Annotated in this window: 18 protein-coding genes; 9 read left to right on the forward strand and 9 right to left on the reverse strand. The window is 44.0% G+C overall.

The annotated features are described in order from the left end of the window. Nucleotides 1–198: 198 nt before the first annotated feature. Both acs and J8L84_RS17075 read left to right on the forward strand, forming a co-directional pair. Nucleotides 199–2,148, forward strand: a complete 1,950-nt coding sequence (acs, locus tag J8L84_RS17070; RefSeq protein ID WP_211071750.1) for an acetate--CoA ligase — start codon at nt 199–201, stop codon at nt 2,146–2,148. Nucleotides 2,149–2,159: 11 nt separating this feature from the next. Continuing rightward, the gene (locus J8L84_RS17075; protein WP_211071751.1) at nt 2,160–2,813 is read left to right on the forward strand and encodes a response regulator transcription factor; all 654 of its coding nucleotides are present in this window, start codon (nt 2,160–2,162) and stop codon (nt 2,811–2,813) included. Here J8L84_RS17075 and J8L84_RS17080 read toward each other — a convergent pair. From J8L84_RS17080 to rimK, 4 genes are read right to left on the reverse strand one after another with little or no spacing between them, the layout of a single operon-like run. Continuing rightward, nucleotides 2,797–3,780, reverse strand: a complete 984-nt coding sequence (locus J8L84_RS17080) for an amino acid ABC transporter substrate-binding protein (RefSeq protein WP_211071752.1) — start codon at nt 3,778–3,780, stop codon at nt 2,797–2,799. The two genes, J8L84_RS17075 and J8L84_RS17080, sit on opposite strands and share 17 nt — an antisense overlap. Nucleotides 3,781–3,791: 11 nt before the next feature. After that, on the reverse strand, nt 3,792–4,226 hold the full coding sequence (locus J8L84_RS17085; protein ID WP_211071753.1) for a RimK/LysX family protein: 435 nt from the start codon (nt 4,224–4,226) through the stop codon (nt 3,792–3,794). A gap of 13 nt (nt 4,227–4,239) precedes the next feature. Next, nucleotides 4,240–5,268 (reverse strand): succinylglutamate desuccinylase/aspartoacylase family protein, encoded by a 1,029-nt coding sequence (locus J8L84_RS17090; protein ID WP_211071754.1) that lies wholly within the window; start codon nt 5,266–5,268, stop codon nt 4,240–4,242. Further along, the gene (rimK, locus tag J8L84_RS17095) at nt 5,269–6,174 is read right to left on the reverse strand and encodes a 30S ribosomal protein S6--L-glutamate ligase (RefSeq protein WP_211071755.1); all 906 of its coding nucleotides are present in this window, start codon (nt 6,172–6,174) and stop codon (nt 5,269–5,271) included. 236 nt (nt 6,175–6,410) lie between these two features. Between rimK and J8L84_RS17100 the strand changes: the two genes are divergently transcribed. After that, complete coding sequence (locus J8L84_RS17100) at nt 6,411–7,049, forward strand: mechanosensitive ion channel domain-containing protein (RefSeq protein WP_211071756.1); 639 nt, start codon at nt 6,411–6,413, stop codon at nt 7,047–7,049. Here J8L84_RS17100 and J8L84_RS17105 read toward each other — a convergent pair. After that, nucleotides 7,046–10,498, reverse strand: coding sequence for a PAS-domain containing protein (locus tag J8L84_RS17105; protein WP_211071757.1), 3,453 nt, complete (start codon nt 10,496–10,498; stop codon nt 7,046–7,048). The two genes, J8L84_RS17100 and J8L84_RS17105, sit on opposite strands and share 4 nt — an antisense overlap. Before the next feature lie 257 nt (nt 10,499–10,755). Here J8L84_RS17105 and J8L84_RS17110 point away from each other — a divergent pair, with 257 nt between their 5' ends. The 4 genes from J8L84_RS17110 to J8L84_RS17125 all read left to right on the forward strand — a co-directional run bounded on the left by J8L84_RS17110 (nt 10,756) and on the right by J8L84_RS17125 (nt 15,378). Next, nucleotides 10,756–11,022, forward strand: a complete 267-nt coding sequence (locus tag J8L84_RS17110; protein ID WP_211071758.1) for a DUF4212 domain-containing protein — start codon at nt 10,756–10,758, stop codon at nt 11,020–11,022. A gap of 4 nt (nt 11,023–11,026) precedes the next feature. Next, the gene (locus tag J8L84_RS17115) at nt 11,027–12,733 is read left to right on the forward strand and encodes a sodium:solute symporter family protein (protein WP_211071759.1); all 1,707 of its coding nucleotides are present in this window, start codon (nt 11,027–11,029) and stop codon (nt 12,731–12,733) included. 129 nt (nt 12,734–12,862) lie between these two features. Continuing rightward, the gene (locus tag J8L84_RS17120; RefSeq protein ID WP_211071760.1) at nt 12,863–14,692 is read left to right on the forward strand and encodes a DUF294 nucleotidyltransferase-like domain-containing protein; all 1,830 of its coding nucleotides are present in this window, start codon (nt 12,863–12,865) and stop codon (nt 14,690–14,692) included. A gap of 2 nt (nt 14,693–14,694) precedes the next feature. Beyond that, entirely contained in the window at nt 14,695–15,378 is a 684-nt protein-coding gene (locus J8L84_RS17125; protein ID WP_211071761.1) for a 3'-5' exonuclease, read from the forward strand. A 33-nt stretch (nt 15,379–15,411) separates the two neighbouring features. Here J8L84_RS17125 and J8L84_RS17130 read toward each other — a convergent pair whose 3' ends face one another. Both J8L84_RS17130 and J8L84_RS17135 read right to left on the reverse strand, forming a co-directional pair. Continuing rightward, nucleotides 15,412–16,371: a diguanylate cyclase gene (locus J8L84_RS17130; protein ID WP_211071762.1), complete on the reverse strand. Its 960-nt coding sequence runs from the start codon at nt 16,369–16,371 to the stop codon at nt 15,412–15,414. A gap of 120 nt (nt 16,372–16,491) precedes the next feature. After that, nucleotides 16,492–16,908 (reverse strand): MAPEG family protein, encoded by a 417-nt coding sequence (locus J8L84_RS17135; protein ID WP_211071763.1) that lies wholly within the window; start codon nt 16,906–16,908, stop codon nt 16,492–16,494. Nucleotides 16,909–17,130: 222 nt separating this feature from the next. Here J8L84_RS17135 and J8L84_RS17140 point away from each other — a divergent pair, with 222 nt between their 5' ends. Continuing rightward, nucleotides 17,131–18,018: a diguanylate cyclase gene (locus J8L84_RS17140; RefSeq protein WP_211071764.1), complete on the forward strand. Its 888-nt coding sequence runs from the start codon at nt 17,131–17,133 to the stop codon at nt 18,016–18,018. Nucleotides 18,019–18,105: 87 nt separating this feature from the next. On the opposite strand, the gene J8L84_RS17145 is transcribed toward J8L84_RS17140, so the two are convergent. Beyond that, entirely contained in the window at nt 18,106–18,612 is a 507-nt protein-coding gene (locus J8L84_RS17145) for a fasciclin domain-containing protein (RefSeq protein WP_211071765.1), read from the reverse strand. Nucleotides 18,613–18,800: 188 nt separating this feature from the next. On the opposite strand from J8L84_RS17145, the gene J8L84_RS17150 reads away from it, so the two are divergent. Next, nucleotides 18,801–19,970, forward strand: a complete 1,170-nt coding sequence (locus J8L84_RS17150) for a tetratricopeptide repeat protein (RefSeq protein ID WP_211071766.1) — start codon at nt 18,801–18,803, stop codon at nt 19,968–19,970. A 117-nt stretch (nt 19,971–20,087) separates the two neighbouring features. On the opposite strand, the gene J8L84_RS17155 is transcribed toward J8L84_RS17150, so the two are convergent. Next, entirely contained in the window at nt 20,088–20,927 is an 840-nt protein-coding gene (locus J8L84_RS17155; protein ID WP_211071767.1) for an isopenicillin N synthase family oxygenase, read from the reverse strand. Nucleotides 20,928–21,016: the final 89 nt, after the last annotated feature.

The raw sequence follows: 21,016 nt of genomic DNA on the forward strand, positions 1-21,016 counted from the left end.
GGTTTGCCGACCTTGCTATAAATTGAAATAAGCTAATGGTCGCATACGACTATAGTCGTAATTGATGAGCGGTTGAATTCCTAGGACTAAAGTTTATAAACCGTAAGACCAAAGTCGCATTTTTACTTTATAGTCTAATCATTACAGTGTTTAGTATATAAAAGCATTTCACATTATTGATATTGGAGGCAATTTTTTATGACTGCCAGTAAGACTTTTTCTGTTCCTGACGCGATTAAAAGTACGACCCACTTAACGGATGCTCAGTACGCTGAGATGTATGCTAATTCTGTAGCACACCCTGAAGCATTTTGGGCTGAACACGCTAACTTACTTGAATGGTTTAAAAAGCCGACCAAAGTGAAAAACACCCATTTTGGTGACAATGATGTTTCGATAAAATGGTTTGAAGACGGCGAGTTAAATGCCAGTTACAACTGTATTGACCGCCACCTAGCAGACAATGCAGGCAAAGTGGCTATTCATTGGGAAGGTGACTCTCCTGACCAAAGCCAAGATATTACGTTTCAAGAAGTGCATGATGAAGTCTGTAAATTAGCTAACGCACTTAAATCACTTGGTGTGGCTAAAGGCGACAGGGTCGCTATTTATATGCCAATGGTGCCCGACGCTGCTTACGCTATGCTGGCGTGCGCCCGTATTGGTGCTATTCACTCTGTTATTTTTGGTGGCTTTTCGCCGAACGCGATTGCCGATCGTATTAACGACAGCGATGCAAAGGTGGTTATTACCGCCGATGAAGGCCGCCGAGCAGGTCGTTCTGTGCCTTTGAAAGCCAATGTAGATAAGGCACTATCAAAAGGTGCTTGCCCATCCATTACTCATGTCATCGTTAAAAAGGTGACTGGCGAAGATGTAGCTTGGAACGACAGTCACGATGTCTGGTGGGATGAGCTAGTCGCAGATTGCTCTACTGAATGTGAGCCTGAAGTGATGAACGCGGAAGACCCACTCTTTATCTTGTATACATCAGGCTCAACAGGCACTCCTAAGGGCGTAGTGCATACTACCGGTGGTTATTTGCTGTATACCGCTATGACCTTCAAATATGCCTTTGATTATCAAGAAAATGATATTTACTGGTGTACTGCCGATGTCGGTTGGATTACTGGGCACAGCTATATGGTGTACGGCCCTATGATCAATGGTGCATCACAGGTGTTTTTTGAAGGTGTTCCTACTTATCCAGATGTGCGTCGTATCGCGCAGGTAGTAGAAAAATACAAAGTGAATAGCCTTTACACTGCACCAACTGCTATTCGCGCCTTGATGGCGCACGGTGACAAGCCAGCAGAAGGCTGTGACCTATCATCGTTACGGTTACTCGGTACAGTGGGTGAACCTATTAACCCTGAAGCCTGGGAATGGTATCACCGAGTGATTGGGCAAAGCCGTTGTCCTATTATGGATACATGGTGGCAGACTGAAACCGGTGGCCATATGATTACGCCATTGCCAGGGGCGACAGCACTTAAGCCTGGCTCTGCTACGCGGCCATTCTTTGGTATTCAGCCAGCACTGTTTGATGCTGAAGGCAACGAACTTGAAGGCGCAGCCGAGGGTAACCTTGTAATTAAAGATAGCTGGCCAAGTCAAGCTAGAACCGTGTATGGCGATCATCAACGCTTTATCAGTACCTACTTTAGTGCCTACAAAGGTGTATACTTTACCGGTGATGGTGCAAGGCGTGACGAAGATGGCTACTACTGGATCACTGGGCGCGTAGATGACGTGTTAAATGTATCCGGTCACCGCTTAGGCACGGCTGAAATTGAGAGCGCATTAGTGGCACATCCAAAAGTGGCCGAAGCGGCGGTAGTGGGCTTTCCTCATGATATTAAAGGGCAGGGTATTTATGTTTATGTTACCCCAATCGACGGTGTTGCCGTTGATGATGCGCTAACCACAGAGCTTAAAAACTGGGTTAGACAAGAGCTAAGTCCCATTGCGACACCTGATAAAATACAGTGGTCGGCTGGCCTACCTAAAACCCGTTCAGGTAAAATTATGCGTCGAATTTTGCGTAAGATTGCCGCGAACGAACATGAGCAACTTGGTGATATATCTACATTGGCGGATCCGTCAGTTGTTGATACACTCATTAAGGAGCGATTAAACAAATCATAAAGGATAATGCAATGACAACCCTGTTAATTGCCGATGATCATCCGTTGTATCGGGATGCCTTAAGAGGCGCTTTGTCATTGTCTTTACCAGCGCTGACGCTATCAGAAGCTGGTGATTTAACATCGACAGTCGATATTCTCAATCGCGAGGATATCGACTTATTGCTGCTTGATTTACACATGCCGGGCAGCAACGACCTTTTCGGGTTAATTCATATTCGTAAACTGTTTCCTGATGTACCTGTAGCGGTGGTGTCTGGCACGGAAGATACCCAGCTAATATCAAAAATTATGAGTGCCGGCGCGCTGGGGTTCATCCCTAAAACTGCCAGCTCGGGTGATATTGCTAATGCGGTACAAGCTATTTTAGATGGGGATGTATGGCTACCACCCAACTTAAGCGATAGCGTAGATGAGATTGATGAAGCGTTTTCAGAGCTTGCGGATCATGTTGCTTCCCTTACGCCTTCACAATATAAAGTACTGTGCTTTATGCGAGACGGATTGCTCAACAAGCAAATTGGTTATAATTTGGATATTGCAGAAGCGACGGTGAAAGCGCACGTTACCGCTATTTTTAAGAAGCTTGGCATTAATAACCGCACGCAAGCGGTATTAATAGCATCGCAATTAGAGCTTGAGCCACCTGCTACAAGTGATCACTAACATTCTTTAGTGATGGTTCAACCTGTTCGAGTACAGGCTTGGGGGTAAAATAAGTTAGGTAATGTTTAAGTGCTGCCTTACTCTGTTCACTCAGCAGCGGATTTTCTAGTTTAATCACAGTACGTCCACGCATTAGCGCCATGCTCTCTTGGTAAACGGGCTGTGCCATCAATGTTTTCTGAAACTCACCGGACGCCAGCAAAATAGTCAGACCTTCACTAATTCGGTTTGCCAACGCTTCCTGATCTGACGCGACAAAGTAAAACAGTGCGCTTTCATAAGACACTAGTAGGTGTGGTTCAATTTTCAGTGTGCTATCAGGCTGCTTATCCAATTCATATTGTATTTCCATTACGCTTCGTGGAAACATATCGGCAAAGCCCTCCGCCACAATTCTAAACGATGCTTGATAGGTGGTTTCAAGTACGGGAATTTCATTGTGACGGAAAATACGCGTGTCAGGCCAGTCATAGCCTTGCACCGCGCGCATCGATTTTAAATTTTCAAACGTTAGGGGGGAATCGAAGCGATTATCATCGGCACGAATAAGCATAATTCGCTTACCAAAAAATCCGCCCATAATAGGAATACGAATTGCGCGATGTTGTTTTTCTCTGTCAATAGAAGACACACTCCATGTGATATCTAACATGTCGTGTTCTAAGCTTCTTAATTGGCGCTCTTGAGCAACTTCCTGTTCGCTCACTTTTAACTCGAAGGTACCATATTTATCTTCAGTTACTTCCAATGCTTTGAACAATAATGTTTTAGCGTAAGCGTATACAGGATCGCGACCAGGATGAACATTGGGAAGGCGCAACTGACTATGCTGCATAGCCGGTTTACTTTCCTTTTCCATACGAGGCGACTCGGTGCTTTCGCCTGCAAAACCCGATGGGGAGGATAAGCTACTTAGCAGTAAGAAAGTAGATATTAATAATTTACGGCTAATCATTTGTCCTATCATTGTTTCGACTATTAATCCTTCCCTGTGAGTAAAAAGTCGTACTCGGGATCAACTAAAAAATGGCCGCTCATGGCTTCTCTACCAAGTAACATAAGATACGTCATTTCAGAGCGGTCGGTTAAGGTTAATTGAATTTCCCATTGCACACTATCCATGATTATAGGCGTTACTATCACATAACGCTTCTCTCTTGTCGCGGTAGAGCTTTTAACTCGCTTTTTTGTTTCAACTTTGACTTCTCTTCTTACCACTCTATCTACATTATGAATATCAGGGTGGATATCGAAGCGTATCCACAATTCATCATCTACCTCAAACTCTTCAATGTTATCTACATGCAAAGAGGAGGTTGCTGCGCCGGTATCAACTCGTACATTCAAATCGGTGATGGTAAACGCAGGTAGGTCGCACAACTCTACCGCTCCGATTACTTTTTTATCCGTCATGTTACTACCTTAATCAAGTATATTCTGTTTCACCTGGTAGCAGATTATCTTGTAATAATTCAACATGTTCTGCCACAGTGTCCGGTTGAGAGAAGTAGGCGATATGGTATACCGCTTCGCCTTCTTGAGTGAGAGGGATATTTTGCTTCCCAACCACCACACCTTCGGCTGGACTCTCGATACTGGCCAAATAGCCGCCGAAAGGGTCTGCTATAGTTGCCAGCTTATCGCCCTTGTTTACATGATCGCCTAACTGGGCTAAATGGGTAACAAAGCCACTTTCCGTTGCGCGTATCCAGCCGCTTTGGCGGGCAATAAAACGCTCTATATTGTGCCCTTTGCTACGACTCTTATTCAGCATACCTAAGTGACGCATGGTATTAATAATACCGCGAAGGCCCGCACGAATAGAAAACTCATCGTACCTAAGCGCTTGTCCTGCTTCATAGAGCAAAATTTTAACGCCACTCTCGCTAGCTGTTTCTCGCAGAGAACCTTCGCGCAGTTCAGCATTTAGCAACACGGGAACGCCAAACGCTTTTGCCATTTCAAGCACTTCAGGGTCGTCTAAATCGGCGCGAATTTGAGGTAAATTACTGCGATGTATTGCACCGGTATGCAGGTCTATGCCTACATCGCACTTTTGCACAATTTCCTTTAAAAATAGGTTGGCTAGTCGACCGGCCAGCGAGCCTTTCTTACTACCAGGAAAGCTGCGGTTTAGGTCGCGGCGGTCGGGTAAATAACGCGACTGGTTCAACACGCCGTACACGTTCACCATGGGTACCGCGATAAGCGTACCTCTTAACCGTTCAATGGCCCGTGAGCGAATGAGTCGACCTACAATTTCAATACCATTAAGCTCATCACCGTGAATAGCTGCACTGACAAACATAGTAGGTCCGGGGCGTTTCCCTCGGGTTACGTAAACCGGAATACTCATGTTTGTTGCGGTGTATAAAGGGGGCATCTCCAGCTCAATCTTGACCGATTCACCGGGCGCAATACTCTGCCCACCAATGACTAAATTATCCACTGCCACTTAGCCTTTACCTCGCGTCTTCGTTTTGTGCGGCTGCGCACTTTTCTCAATAAATTCAATGATCATACCGGCGACATCTTTATTGGTGGCTTTTTCAATGCCCTCCAGACCCGGTGATGAATTTACTTCCATTACCACAGGCCCGTTGTTTGAACGTAAAATATCGACACCACAACAGTTCAAGCCCATGGTCTTAGCTGCATCTACGGCAGTTTTTCGCTCCGCAGGGCTTAGTCTTACCAAGCTGGCTTGACCGCCTCTATGTAAGTTAGAGCGAAACTCCCCCGGTGCTGCTTGGCGTTTCATTGCAGCAACCACTTTTCCGCCTACTACAAAGCAGCGAATATCAGAACCGCCGGCCTCTTTAATAAATTCTTGCACTAAGATACTGGCATTTAGTCCCATGAAGGCTTCAATAATCGACTCTGCCGCTTTATGGGTATCGGCCAATACCACACCAATACCTTGAGTACCTTCAAGCAGTTTAATGACCACGGGGGCGCCACCCACGGTTTTTATCACGTCTTCTATTTTATCTGGGTGATGCGCAAAGCCAGTACGCGGCATGCCAATGCCCTTGCGTGACAGCAATTGTAAAGAGCGCAGCTTGTCTCTGGAGCGGCTAATTGCTACCGATTCATTCACACTGTATGTGCCCATCATTTCGAACTGGCGTACGACCGAGGTTCCGTAAAAGGTAACAGAAGCGCCTATGCGGGGAATAACCGCGTCGTAATAAGGTAGTTTATTGCCTTTGTAACGTACCGATGGACGAGCACTGGTTATATCCATATAGCAATGCATGGTGTCGATAACATCTACTTCGTGACCGCGTGCACGCCCAGCCTCTACTAAACGAGAAGTAGAATAAAGGCGAGGGTTCCGGGATAAAATCGCTATGCGCATTATAAATTGCCTGTGGTTATAAAGTGTGTTTAAAAATGAGTGCTGCTTAATCATTAGCACCTTTTATGGTGCATAGCCAGATTAGTCGGACTACAGCGAATTGGCGCGCATCATAAAGCACCTTTTATTGATGGTCTTACGAATTATTATTGTGGTGGCGACAGTAATATCTGGATGAACTCAAAAACGTTACGCGATAGCATGGGGTAACATGAGGATATAATGAGTTTTTTACTATGATGCAGTGGTGGCAAGAGGTAGTGGTATGGCTAACGGCCTACCAATCAAACCTTATTTGGAGTGGGTTGGTTTTACTGTTTTATTTAGCAGCTTCAAGAAAAATCCTACCCAAACTTGAAACCAATATCGAGAAAACTAAATTAAAGTCTACCAGTGCGATTAAGGGCTTATTTGCCGCTAGGGTTATAGTGGCCACGGTATCGTTAGCTTTATTGCTGCTTGCATGGGGAATAGACTTCTCTGGCTTACTGGTATTATCAACCTCCATTATCACGGTAACTGGGGTAGCACTTTTCGCCAGTTGGTCATTAATAAGTAATATTACCGCTTACTTTATACTGTTGACGAACGTTGCATATCGCCGAGGGAATTTTATTCGTATTCTCGATGGTGATAATTTTATAGAGGGTTACATTGCCGACTTAGGGCCATTTAGCACACGGTTGGTGACTTCTGAGCGCGAAACGCTAATGTACCCTAATAACCTTATTTTAACGCGCCCTGTGCTTATCAATCCGAAATCAGCGTGGGGCACTATGGGTAAAGTAACCCCAACAACGACAGTGAGTAAAACGGAAGAAAAAACCGATAAGCCGACGAAAAAGAGCAGGGTGAGAAGCGACCCGCAAGTTTAGTCGCTATCGGTATAGTGTGACTCGCGAATGTGGCGAGTCATGCTTTGAAGTAACGCTCTTAGTTTTGCTGGCTTTAAGGGTTTAGATAGATAGTTAACTCCTTGCTCCTTACATTTAGCCACTAAATCTTCATCCGGTGTCGCGGTAATCAAAGCTGCGGGTAAGATGGCATCAAGCTGGAACCTGATTTTATCTATCAAGGCTAGGCCGTTTTGTGTTTCATCGTGGCTTAATTGATAGTCCATCAATAATATCTGAGGGGACGTTTGCTCAATCAGGGCTAGGGCTTCATCCCACGACCCGGCTAACATCACTTTAACGCCCCAGCGAGCTAGCAACGTTTGCATTGCATCTAAGTTCTCCCGTTGGTCGTCTACACAAAGTACCTGCAATCCAGTGAAAGTTGTGTTTTTAGGCTTGGTTGTTGTACTTACTGCAGAACCTGGCTGGGCTTTTGGCAGGCTAAAAGTAAAGCAACTGCCTTTTTGCGGTGAGGACGATACGGTTATATCGCTACCCAATTGCTGACTTAACCTTCGTACCACGCCTAGTCCTAAGCCAATACCATGCTCTGCACTTTGATTGATGCGATAGAAATCACTAAAAATGTTATCTTTTTTATCCTCCGAAATACCAATTCCTGTGTCATAAACACGAAAAGAAACAGATGATTTAGTGGACTTAATAACGAGTAAAACTTTGCCTTTTTGGGTGTACTTCACTGCATTTGACAGCAAATTTTGCATAATTCGATATAAGTAGGTTTTGTCGGCCATTACCCAAAGTGGTTTCACCCATACCCGCAATGAAAGGCCTTTTTCCTGTGCTCGCATTCTTATATCGTCAATAAGCGGGCTGAGAAGCGCTTGTACATCTACGGGCTCGATGTCTGGTTTCATTTCACCTTGATCAAGGCGTGAGATATCTAAAAGCGTACCGATAAGTGCCTCACTTGAGGTTACCGAATGGTGCAGCTTTTGAATGATTTCATGTACACCATTCGATAGCTCTTGTTCTTCTAGCGCTGAAATATACAACTTGGCGGCGTTTAAGGGCTGAAGTACATCATGGCTGGCCAGTGCTAGGAAGCGCGTTTTACTGGCATTCGCATCTTCAGCCGCCTTTCTAGCCCTAATTAGTTCAGTTTCTGCACCAGAGCGCCGCTCTATTTCAAGCCGTAGTTCGGCGTTAATAGTATGCACCTCTTCGGTACGCCGCTTAATTCTGGCTTCTAAGTCGATATTGGATTCTTCAAGGGCCTGTTGAATCTCAATATGGTCGGTGATGTCATTAAAGCTGGTTACAAAGCCACCGCCTGGTAGGGGATTGCCCACCATTTCAATCACGCGGCCATCTTTTCGCTGACGTTTAAATCGGTGGGGTGTACCAGAGCGCAAATGTTCCAAGCGCTTTTCTACTTCCGCTTCTACGTCCAGCTTGCCAAATTCCCCTTGTGATGCGTTGAAGCGGATAAGTTTCTCTATAGGTATGCCCACCGCGAGAAAATCTTCAGGGTAGGTATAAAGAGCTGCGTATCGCTTATTCCAAGCGACTAAATTTAAATGTTTATCGACAACGCTAATACCTTGATCCATGTTTTCCAACGAGGTCAAAAGCGCGGTCATATTAAATTGCATGGCTTGTGTGGTGTCGTCGAAAAAGTTAATGACTTCCGTGAAGTCCATTTTCTTGCCACGCAATGCGCTGTCTAACAATACTTTGGCGCTAGATGCCCCTATAACACCGCCAAGCGCGCGCTCACAAAACGTAAGAAAGTCTTCATCGGGAGAAGCTTGGTGGTTCAACGTGCAGCTATTGTGATGCTGATACTGCTCAATAAGTTGTTCGCATCGGCCTGTGCCCATAAAGGTCGATAGCAGCGTAATAAGATCGGATACCGTTACATTGCTATTTGGCCCTTTAATGACACTATTTTTAACCACAGCAGGAGACACAAAAGCCTCGGCTTGAATTCTGTCGATAAGCCGGTGCGGGGCAAACCATGAAAAAATAATGTACATCACGGTATTCGCGCCAAGGCTAATCATCGCGCCTTGGCTGATAAGTTCGTTATTGGCAAATTGTGATGTTTGCTTTCCTACCAACGGGAATACTAACCACAATACCCAAAGTATTATTCCCACTAACAAGCCCGCGTAAACACCATGGGCATGCGCACGCTTCCAATATAATCCACCGAGGATCGCTGGCATTAATTGAATCACCAATGAAAACGCAATAAGCCCAATTGAATGGAGCGAGCGACTACTGGTCATTTGTTGATGATACAAAAATGCCATTAGCAGTATGAAGCCAATAACAATACGTCTTATAAGGCGTATTTGCGCAGAGAAATCTTTCTTCTCAGAGTGGCTGCCGCGAAACGCTAAATAGCGGGGCAAGATCACATCATTGGTTAACATGGTGCTTAAGGTTAGGGTTGCCACAATTATCATTGCAGTCGCAGCTGATAACCCCCCAACAAATACAATGACTTGTAGCAAGGCAGAGCCGGAAAACATAGCCAGGGACAGTACGTAAGAATCTGGCTCAACACTGGCGCCAGCAAAAATAGCTTTACCCGCAATAGCAATAATGGGGATAACTGCAGAAATAATGGCGAGATAAAGCGGGAACAACCAGCGGGCTGTTTTTAAGTGTGAAAGGCTCAGGTTATCAATGACCGCCACATGGAATTGACGAGGCAGGCACACAATAGCAGCCGCAGCCATAATGGTTTGAGCAATGAAGTTGAACGAGCTAAATTGCGATAATGCGGCAGTGTTCACAAAGGTCTCTAAAAAAGGGCCTGTTTCAGTTTGTCGCCACGCGCTATACCCCACAAACGCAACCAACACCAAGGCCAGCAACTTAATAGTGGACTCAAAGGCGATAGCGAGCATTAATCCTCTGCGGTACTCGGTTACATCGGCATGCTTAGTACCAAAATAAATCGCAAATATCGCAATAAATGTGGTGGCAGCAATCACGATGAAATTGCTATTAGGCTGTTGAGTTAATAACTGAAAAGTGGAGCCAATCGCTTTTAATTGCAACGCAATATAGGGAATGGTAGCCAGCAGCGCGATAACGGTCACTAACAAGGCGACGGTTTGGCGCTTGCCATAACGAGACGCAATAAAATCAGAAATAGTGGTGATATGTTGCTTTTTGCTTACCAGAGTTAGCTTATAAATAAATCGATATCCAAGCACATATACCAAAATTGGCCCTAACATAATGGGCAGATAAATCCATGTATCGCGGCTGGCTTGCCCTACCATGCCAAAAAATGTCCACGCCGTGCAATATATGGCGAGTGCCAGTGAGTAGATGGCTGGGTGCGAGGTTAACGCTCGTGCTCGAGGCGAGTTCTTATCGCCCCAACTTGCCAAAGAAAAAAGCAAAAATAGATACAGTACCGCAAGCGTAACCCAACCGAACGTCATGAATTTCCTTTAACCTAAAGTTAACAAGTCTGTGTGCATTATAATCATTTCGACCATAGTCTACCTACGACCATGGTCTCATTTGGAATTTGAATGGTGAGGTCTAGAGTATACGTCGTGCTCCTAAATGCTTGACTTTTGCCGCTCTAAGGCCTGTTCGGTCTAAACAAAAAAGCTTGGCAATAATGTTAGCAAAGCCGGGCGTTAGGAAAATGTAAAAATAAAACAATTGATTAACCTGACATGAGGACGGAACAATGGCATTTAGAAATGATGACGACAAAAAAGCATATTGGAAGGAGAATTTGTCTCTCCTCGCCAAGCTTTTGGTCGTTTGGTTTGCGGTGTCGTTTGGCGCCGGCATTTTGTTTGTCGATGTGCTAGACAATATCCACTTTTTTGGATTTAAACTGGGTTTCTGGTTTGCGCAACAAGGTTCCATTTATGTGTTCGTCGCTCTAATTTTTGTTTATATGTCAAAGATGAAGGCGATGGATAAACGTTATGGCGTAAACGAGGAGTAATACCATGGACGTTCAACTACTAACATTTATTATTGTAGGCGCAACATTTACGCTATATATCGCCATAGCTGTATGGGCTAGAGCGGGTTCTACTAACGACTTCTACGTTGCTGGTGGCGGTGTACCCCCGGTACTAAACGGTATGGCTACCGCCGCAGACTGGATGTCGGCAGCTTCATTTATTTCAATGGCCGGTCTTATTTCCTTTATGGGATACGACGGCGCAGTTTACCTAATGGGATGGACTGGAGGCTATGTATTACTTGCCTTGTGTCTGGCACCCTACCTACGTAAATTCGGTAAATTTACTGTACCGGATTTTATTGGCGACCGCTACTATTCCCAAACCGCGAGAACCGTTGCCGTTTTCTGCGCCATCTTTGTTTGCTTTACCTATGTGGCAGGGCAAATGCGAGGCGTGGGCGTAGTATTTAGTCGTTTCTTAGAAGTCGATATCGTAACCGGTGTGGTTATTGGCATGGTTATCGTGTTTTTCTACACGGTATTAGGCGGCATGAAAGGGATTACCTATACTCAAGTTGCGCAGTTTTGCGTAATGATTTTTGCGTATATTGTTCCAGCAGTGTTTATCTCTATCATGGTGACGGGTCATATACTTCCACAAACGGGGTTCGGCGCCACGCTCGCAGATGGGTCGGGGATGCATATATTACAGAAACTCGACAGTCTGTCGGTGGAACTCGGGTTTCATGAGTATACCTCTGGGTCGAAAAGTACCATCGATGTGTTCTTTATTACTTTTGCATTGATGGTAGGTACGGCTGGATTACCTCACGTTATCGTTCGTTTCTTCACCGTTCCGAAAGTACATGATGCACGTAAGTCGGCTGGTTATGCACTTGCGTTTATCGCTATTTTGTATACCACCGCACCGTCGTTGGCTGCATTTGCTCGAGTGAATATGATTGAAACTATTAACGGACCTGAGCTAACCGGAACAAGTTACGCTGAAGCGCCGTCGTGGATTAAAAACTGGGAGCAGACTGGGCTTATCGAATTCAACGATAAGAACGGTGATGGGGTGATGTTTTACTCGGGTGATGAACGCAACGAAATGAAAGTTGACCGTGACATCATGGTATTAGCTAACCCAGAGATAGCAAATCTACCTGCTTGGGTAATCGCATTGGTAGCCGCGGGTGGTGTAGCCGCAGCATTGTCTACGTCAGCTGGCTTATTGTTAGTTATCTCAACATCGGTTTCACACGATTTATTAAAACGAAACTTTATGCCGAATATTACTGACAAGTCAGAGCTATTTTTCGCACGGCTTGCGGCTGGGGTAGCCATTGTAATTGCCGGTTACTTTGGGATAAATCCACCGGGCTTTGTAGCGCAGGTGGTCGCCTTCGCGTTCGGTCTGGCGGCATCCAGTTTCTTCCCCGCCATCATTATGGGTATATTTAGTAAGCGAATGAATGATAAAGGCGCGATTGCGGGCATGATTGCAGGTATTGCGTTCACCGCCGCCTATATTATTTACTTTAAGTTTGTGAACCCTGCTGCAAATGTACCTGAAAACTGGTGGTTTGGTATTTCCCCAGAAGGCATAGGTACCTTGGGTATGATGGTTAATTTCCTTGTTGCTTTCGTTGTCTTTAAGTCTACCGATGAAGCGCCGGAAGAAATCCAAGAGCTAGTAGAGAGCATTCGTTATCCGAAAGGAGCGGGCGAGGCATCTGCGCACTAACGATGAGAAGCTAATTGTCAAAATAAGACACTGACGCTCGGTAATTGGCCGAGCCTTTGTTAAACCAACTCGCTCAAAGGGGTAACTCTAAACGGCGGGTTGGTTTTTATCGTTTCAGGAGCATTACGTATGACCGCTATTGCCCAGCAAGTCGCAGATTTTGTTGCTGCTTCTGCGCCCTTTGATACGCTTGATGTGGATTCATTAACTGATTTACTTACCTCGGCAGAGTTGCTCTACATAACAAAAGAAAACCTAAAAACCTTAATGGGGCAATCTCGCCGAATTTATCTCATCCAAAGTGGTCAGTTTTCGGTAAGTGCAGGGCAAGAGCCCCCCCGTTATGTCAGCGAGGGAGACTACTTTGGTTTTCAGTGTGTTTTGGACGGTAGCGACTATCCGATAGCGGTGACGGTAGAGAGCCCTGGCTTAGTGTATAGCTTTGAAGAAGCACCATTTAAAGCCCTTCTTCAATACGATAGCATTAATACTTTTTTCAATGGCCTGCGACATGATGCGCTGCAAAATCAAGCCATTACAGAATCAAAATCTATGTGGTTGTACAAACCACTTTATGATTTAACCGAAAATGCCCCCATTGGCACCGATGTAAGTACGCCTATTCAACAAGCAGCTCAATTGATGACGGATAACCGGGTGTCATCCCTTTTAATCACTGAAGCAGGGCAGCTGGTTGGAATTGTTACCGACAGAGATTTACGTTCTAGAGTGGTTGCCGCTGGCATTGACCTGACGAATCCTGTTAGCAGTGTTATGACGTCGTCGCCGGCAAATGTTGCCAGTAACCTAACGTTATTTGACGCCATGGCGTTAATGACCGAAAAAAATATTCACCATTTACCCATATTAGATAAAGACAGTCATGAACCTGTAGGTATGGTAACGGCCAGTGATATTGTTCGCCACCAACGAGGTAGCGTACTATTTATCATTGGCGAACTGTCGAAAGCGAGCAATTTGTACGAATTAACACGTTTAGCGTGGCAGCTTCCGCATTACTTTTCTGCACATGCTAAACACGCAGGTGATTATGATATTGCGGGTAAAGTGCTTTCTCAAGCAACTGATATTATGACGCGAAAGCTCATTGGGTTCTTTCAGCAAGAACACGGTAAAGCCGGCATGATGTTTTCGTGGCTAGTATATGGCTCCCAAGCCAGAGAAGATCAGACCATGGGATCAGATCAAGACAATGCACTGCTGTTAGCTGAATCACCCACGCAAGCACAAGCCGACTACTTTGCGGCCATGGCGGAGTATGTCTGCAAGGGGTTAGGAAAGTGCGGTATTAAGCTATGCAGTGGCAATATTATGGCAAGTAACCCCGAGCTTCGGTTATCGCTAGACCAAGCGGTTGAGCAAGCGCGGCAGTGGGTAAATGCACCTACCAAAGATGCTATTATGCACTTTAATATTTTTCTTGATGCACGCTGCGCTGCTGGTGATATGGGGCTGTTTAAAACGCTACAGCGCCAACGAATGCCTTTGCTCAAACAAAGTTTATTTCTTGCGGCATTATCCCGTCATACAAATGAAGTCTCTGTGCCTCTTTCTATGTTTCAAAAGTTTACTTATGAAAAAGGCGGGAAACTTAAAGATACGATTGATTTGAAAGTACGCGCGGTGGCACTAATTAATAATATTGTGCGTATTTATGCCCTAGCGGGTGGAATTTCAGTACCTGGCACCCTTGCAAGGCTATCTTTATTGCCCGAAAATTCAGAGCTTTCAACCAAGGATGCCGCGAACTTACGGGATATCTGGATATTTTTAAATCGCTTACGATGGCGTCATCAGCTTCAGCATAACGTGGCGGATAATAGTGTGTCAGTGTCATCTTTGTCTTCTATAGAAAGGCATCAGCTAAAGGCATCTTTTCAAGCTATTGAAAGAGCCCAAAAAGCGATAGTCATGAATTTTTCAGGTGGTATGGCGTAAGTATGTTGCAATGGCTAAGTGACTGGTTATCCGGGCGCGGACGAGGGTCACTTGATAGGTTCAAAAACGCGACCTTACAAGACACTACCCTGATGTCTATTGATTTAGAGCTGACTTCCTTAAACGCCAATGAGTCAGAAATTACGTCTTTTGGTTGGGTGTGTGGGCGCAACAGTAGTATTGCCTTAGAAACCTGCACTTACAGTGTTGTGAAAACCAAAGCGCCTTTAGGGCAAAGCCCAGTTATCCATGGACTCATTCAAGACCATATTGCGAAGGGCGAAAAAGTAGAAGATGTGCTAACTAAATTTATCGCACAGTTACCATCGAAGATTTTGGTTATCCATAATGCTAACTTAGATTTAGCCGTGCTAGATGCGGTATTTAGGCGATTAGATTTGCCGGCACAAGAGGTTTATTACATCGACACTTTACAACTTGCTTTGTATGAATTGAAAAAAGAGCATGAAGTCGTTCCCTTAAATAGCGCATCCCTTGGCGCATGTTTACTGAGAGCCGGTTTACCGGAGGTGCCTCAACACAATGCATTAGAAGATGCCATGGCAGCGTTACTTTTATGTTATGCACAGCTAGCGTCATTAGGGTTAACACAACAAAGTTCCTTGGCGGACTTATTACATACCAAAGCCCTTGGTAGGAAAACACTTGGCGTGGTTAAACCTTAATAATTTACCTTAAACTAGGCTTTACTATATCTCTTAAACTTTTGACTCCATTACATTATGAGCCGTTTCCACGCTACCTACCACACAGTTTCTACCTTGCCCTTTCGCGGCATATAAGCTTTTATCAGCTTGAAGCATAGTGAAGTCGATGGTTTTATTATCGTCTGGATTTTTCGTTGCCACACCAGCGCTAATCGTCACCCTTGCAAGGTCTGAATCGGCGTGGGCAATATTTAAATCGAACACGGTACTTAAAAGTCGATTGGCGACTAACTTTGCGCCTTCCTCATTAGTGTTAGGCAGAATAACTAAAAACTCTTCACCCCCCACACGAACTAATTTGTCCATAGGGCGCAACAAGCTATCGTTAATCGATTTACTTAGCTTCCATAAGCAACTATCGCCCTCCATATGCCCATATCGGTCGTTGTAGCGTTTGAAATAATCAACGTCAAACAGCACAAGAGAAAGGGGGGTATGGCTCCGCTTACCATCTTTCATAAAGCGGGGAAGATAGTCTTCTAAATAATGCCTATTGTAGGCGCCTGTAAGCCTATCAATATAAATGAGGTTTTCTAACAGATCGTTTTTGAGCTTATGGTTAAGGTGCGCTTTCACGCGATTTTGTAACGTACACGCATTAATAGGTTTGGTCACAAAGTCTACACAGCCAGAATCCCAACACTTTGATTGTGCTTCGTCTGTCGTTGTTGCGGTAACAAAAATAATGGGGATATCAGTTTTACTCGGATTTTCACGCAAGGCTTGTGCTACTTGGTGTCCATCCATGATGGGCATATTCACATCCATCAGGATTAAGTCGGGCGTGTTTTTTTCACAGTAAGCAAGCGCAGCTTCTCCAGAAGAAACAGACGTACAACTCACCATATCTTCAAGAAGCCCTTCTAAAATCATTCGAGAGCTTGCTTGATCATCTACAATTAATAAATGGCAGTCTGATAATGCTCGTTTATTCACTTGCTCAATAAACATGTTAGTCCTTAACCTACAACGCAGCCGTTTCCAATTATTTGTAAACGTTAAACCCAGAGTAACGCGGCAGATGTAAAAAATGCATTAAACAAAAGTTTAATAATTAACATTTTTGCGAATTTAAATTAACGAAACAAAGAGAAGCACATACAGTATTAGGTTAGTTACCAGCCCTATCATATAAAAATAGGTTCTCGGGCTCGGGTTACGCTCAGTCGCCATCCCATAATATAGTGCCATATGAACAATTCTACATAAGCCATACACCCAAGCTAATATAGCCAGATAGAGAGGAGTAACGCCAACAAACATACAAAGTATCGCCGGAATAATAAACTGGTTTACGTTCTCAAGTGAATTGTGAAATGTTCTATGGCTTCTAAATACGAAGCTGTCGTGACTTAAGTCTTCGGCCACTTTTCCCGGTACATAAGATGATTGTTTGCGATGCGCCATAGCGGCAACGATGTTTTGAATTAATACTGTAAAAATGATTACCGCAAGCCCTGCGATAGCGTAGGTGTAAACAGTGAACATGACTTCATCCTTGTAAGCTGATTCATTGGTATACGGGCTTAAAGGAAGTAATGGATCTTATCTGAAGAAGAAATCTGTCTCGCCTCTGATAGCGTACTAACTAGACTAATTAACTACATTGATTTTCCTTTGCTATCAAACTAACTTCCGTAGTATTGCGTTATTCAGTATAAATTAGTGTGCTCTCCCGCTACCCAGTTTTTTTATTTGATTAGGACAAATATGCAGACACTTCAAACTCAAGAGTTAATGCCAGTCATTGAGAAGGTTGAGAATGCAATCGTCTCGCACAGGCTTTGGGTTAGAAACTTAATGCGGGCTCTTGTATGTCATGACTCTTATTCGGAAAATGATCTGTTAGATAATGCGCACGAGCTCTGTAGCTTTGGTCGCTGGTACTTCGGTGAACAGCCAAATGAATTGAGAGAAAGTAAGGTTTTTCGCGAAATTGAAGTAAAGCATAAGTGTATGCACCAAAGTGCGGCCTTGATGTTAAAAAATGAGAAAAATAACAAGCCCATCAGTAATGAAGCTTTCGACGCCTTCTATATAGATCTTGATAATTTCTTGAATACACTTGATAAACTTAAACAAGAAATTAATACCCTTTTGTACAATCGGGACCCTTTAACGGGGGCATTTAACCGTCGCTCACTTGATGAAGAGTTGTTCGAAATTAATCAGCTGATTTCTTCGGAATCTAAAAGTGCGTGTATTGTCTTGCTAGATTTAGATCATTTCAAATCAATTAACGACAATTATGGACACAATATGGGAGACCAGGTTTTAAAACAAACCACGGAAGTAATACTTGGGAGTTTAAGAAGTATTGATAAATTATTTCGATACGGTGGCGAAGAGTTTGTTATCTCTTTAGTACCCACCACAATAGATAGTGCTTCAATGATTGCTGAGCGTATGAGGGCTGAAATTGCTGCAATGCAGGTTGTTTGCGAAGATGAAATGATACAGGTAACGGCTTCATTTGGTATTGCTCAAGTTAGTGCAAGTGCTGATGCATCAATGACATTAGCGAAAGCAGACAAAGCACTTTATAAAGCCAAACAGAGCGGACGAAACCAAGTGGTTATTTTCGAAGAAAAAATATAGGGCGTCCTAGTTGAAAGGGGCATCTTACAAATGGCCAAAACGCGAAGAATGGATAAGTAGCGGAAACCCGCTACTTATTAACAATGGCTACAACGCTTTTTTGACTTCAGCGGGAAGTAATACGGTATCAATAACATGAATGACACCATTTGATGTTTTCACATCGGCTTTAATCACGGTGGCATCGTTAATCATTACTTTCCCCATGGCGGTTACCACAGTGAGATCAGTACCTTCTACGGTTGTGGCACTGGTTAGCGACATCACATCTTCAGCCATTACCTTACCCGATACCACATGGTATGTAAGCACCTGTGATAGTAATGCCTTATTTTCAGGCTTAAGCAGCATCTCTACCGTACCTTCTGGTAGTTTAGAAAACGCTTTATTGGTTGGGGCGAATACTGTGAAAGGGGCCTCACTTTTTAGGGTATCAACTAAATCCGCAGCTTTAACTGCCGTGACTAAGGTAGAAAACATCTCTTTACTTGCTGCAGTATCAACGATATCTGCCTTCTCTGATTCCATATGATGTCCGGCAAAAGCCGATAAACTTATCAAGCTCATCATTACCAATGGGATTAACTTAACCATAAATACCTTCCTTAAATTTTGGGAGAACATAAATTGATGTAGCGAGAATGGTTACGCCTCTTCTACCAAAATTGATGATTAAGTTTACGTAATAGAAAGCAGAGCTTTAGATAAAAATGTAAAAATAATGTTAAATTTAGTAAATTGCGCTATACTTCGCCAAGGTGTTAATAGGGGAGGGCTGCATTATGTTACTTCGACATCTTATTACCGCACTACTCGTTTTATTCAGTTTAGCTATGCTAGGTTGTGCTAGCACTACGCCTGTTGTTGCCACGAATCCTTATCCAGCATTACACGATCATTTATTCCCCAGCTATGCGTCTTTTCCGATTGAGACACAAGAGCAAGTCTTTTCACTTGAGGAAGATGCGCAGCTATTTGTAGATGAGGCTGTTTTTGAGTCAGGAGGAAAGACAACCAACGTAAAAGGGCTAATTTCCTCAATCTTTGATCATTCTGAAATGGGGTTGTTGTACCGCAGCAATGCGAATTCGGTTGCCAGTGAGACGTTTAATAATCGTTCTGCCAACTGCCTTTCTTTATCAATCATGACTTACGCCATGGCGCAGCACGCAGGCTACGATGCCACTTTTTATGAAGTAGATATACCTGAATACTGGACGCGACGAGATGGCTTTAGTTTTTTAAACGGCCACGTCAATTTAACCATCAATGTACCTAAAGACCCATTAGTGACGAATATCGGGCCAAGTAGCGCAGATGTTGATTTTGATCCGCAAATGATTAGAACGCATTTTCCACGGGTGCCTGTTACCAAGCGCCTTGTGCTGTCTATGTTCTATAACAATAAAGGTGCAGACGCGCTAATTGCGAACAGTTATACGCAGGCATACAGCTACTTTAGGGCTGCTGCAGTTTTATCACCTGAGTTACAACAAAGTTGGGTTAATTTAGGTGTGCTTTACCGTATGGTCGACGCATTTGAAGCCGCAGAGCAAAGTTATCAGTTTGCGTTAAATCTGGATGAGAACAATCTGACGGCGTGGGACAACTTGTCTATCTTGTATTACCACCAAGGGCTATTTGATAAATCAGCACAGATTAAAGCAAAGGTGGAGGCGCAACGAAAAGAAAACCCTTTTTACCATTTCATTCTTGGGGAACAAGCTTTGGATGAAGGAGAGTTTGCAGACGCTTTAACACATTACCAGCGCGCACTTCGCTTAGACAATACAAGACACGAAGTGTTTTTTGGGTTGGCTAAAGTGTATTACGAGATAGGCGATATCAGTAACGCTGAGCGTTACATCAAACGCGCCATCCAACTTGCACCCAATCCACAGGATGAGAACCGTTACATGAGTAAGCTTTCTAACATTGCTCTGAATTACTAATTCATAACGACTTACAAAACAACTAATGACCACTGACATGCGGCGAACGCACGAATAAATTGCACCAACAAAAAAGCCACGTTTTAACGTGGCTTTTTTTAAAGAAAATAGCGCTCTTTAAATAACACCTAGCTCTTTCAAACGTTCCTGCAGATATGTGCCTGCAGTATGGCGTTCTGAAAGCTTCACATCTGGACGAGGGTGCAAGAACAATGGCAATGAAATACGTGACTTGGTCATGTCTGCGCCGTCTGGATTCACAACACGGTGAGTCGTAGATGGGAAGTAGTGACCCGATGCTTCTTGAAGCATATCGCCGATATTCACAATTAAGCTACCAAAATCGCAAGGTACGTCTAACCAGCTGCCATCTTGCGCTTTTACTTGTAATCCTGGCTCGTTAGAAGCTGGAAGGATAGTAATAAGATTAATATCTTCGTGAGCCGCTGCGCGAATAGCATCTACTTCTTCTTCGCCACTTAGTGGTGGGTAGTGAAGTACACGTAATAGGGTCTGATCTGAATCTTTGATCATGTCGCCTAACGGTTGACTGTACTTGTCGCTTACTTCCTCTGGAGAGTGTTTTTCAATCCAGCCTAAAAGCTCAGAGGCAAGCGTGTTCGCTTCTGAATAGTACTGTGACAGCAAAGGACGAAGTTCGTCAGGACATTGACCCCAAGGGTAATAATGGAAGTACTCTTTAATATCTTTTTTCGTGAAGCCTTTGGCTACCTCAGAAACGCTTTGAGGGAAAAAGCCATCTTGCTTACCTTTGTTGTAAAGGTAGTCATTTTTTTCTTCACTATCGAAAAAGCCTTGCCAGCTATCATAAATGCCTTGCACAAGTGACTGTTGAATTGGGTGGTTTTTCAATACCCCAAAGCCCGTCTCTCGTAGTGACTTAACGAATTCTTTTTGGGCGTTTTCCGCCGTGTAATCAACAGCAACTAATTGCATAACTTTATCCCGTTTAATTTGATTGCGGCATTATAAGGGTAGACGGGCCGCCAAAAAAGCTTTGGTAGTTGACTTAAATCAATCAACGT

Origin of the sequence: Alteromonas sp. MMG017, assembly GCF_018100795.1 — a bacterium.
Taxonomy (GTDB): Bacteria; Pseudomonadota; Gammaproteobacteria; order Enterobacterales; family Alteromonadaceae; genus Alteromonas.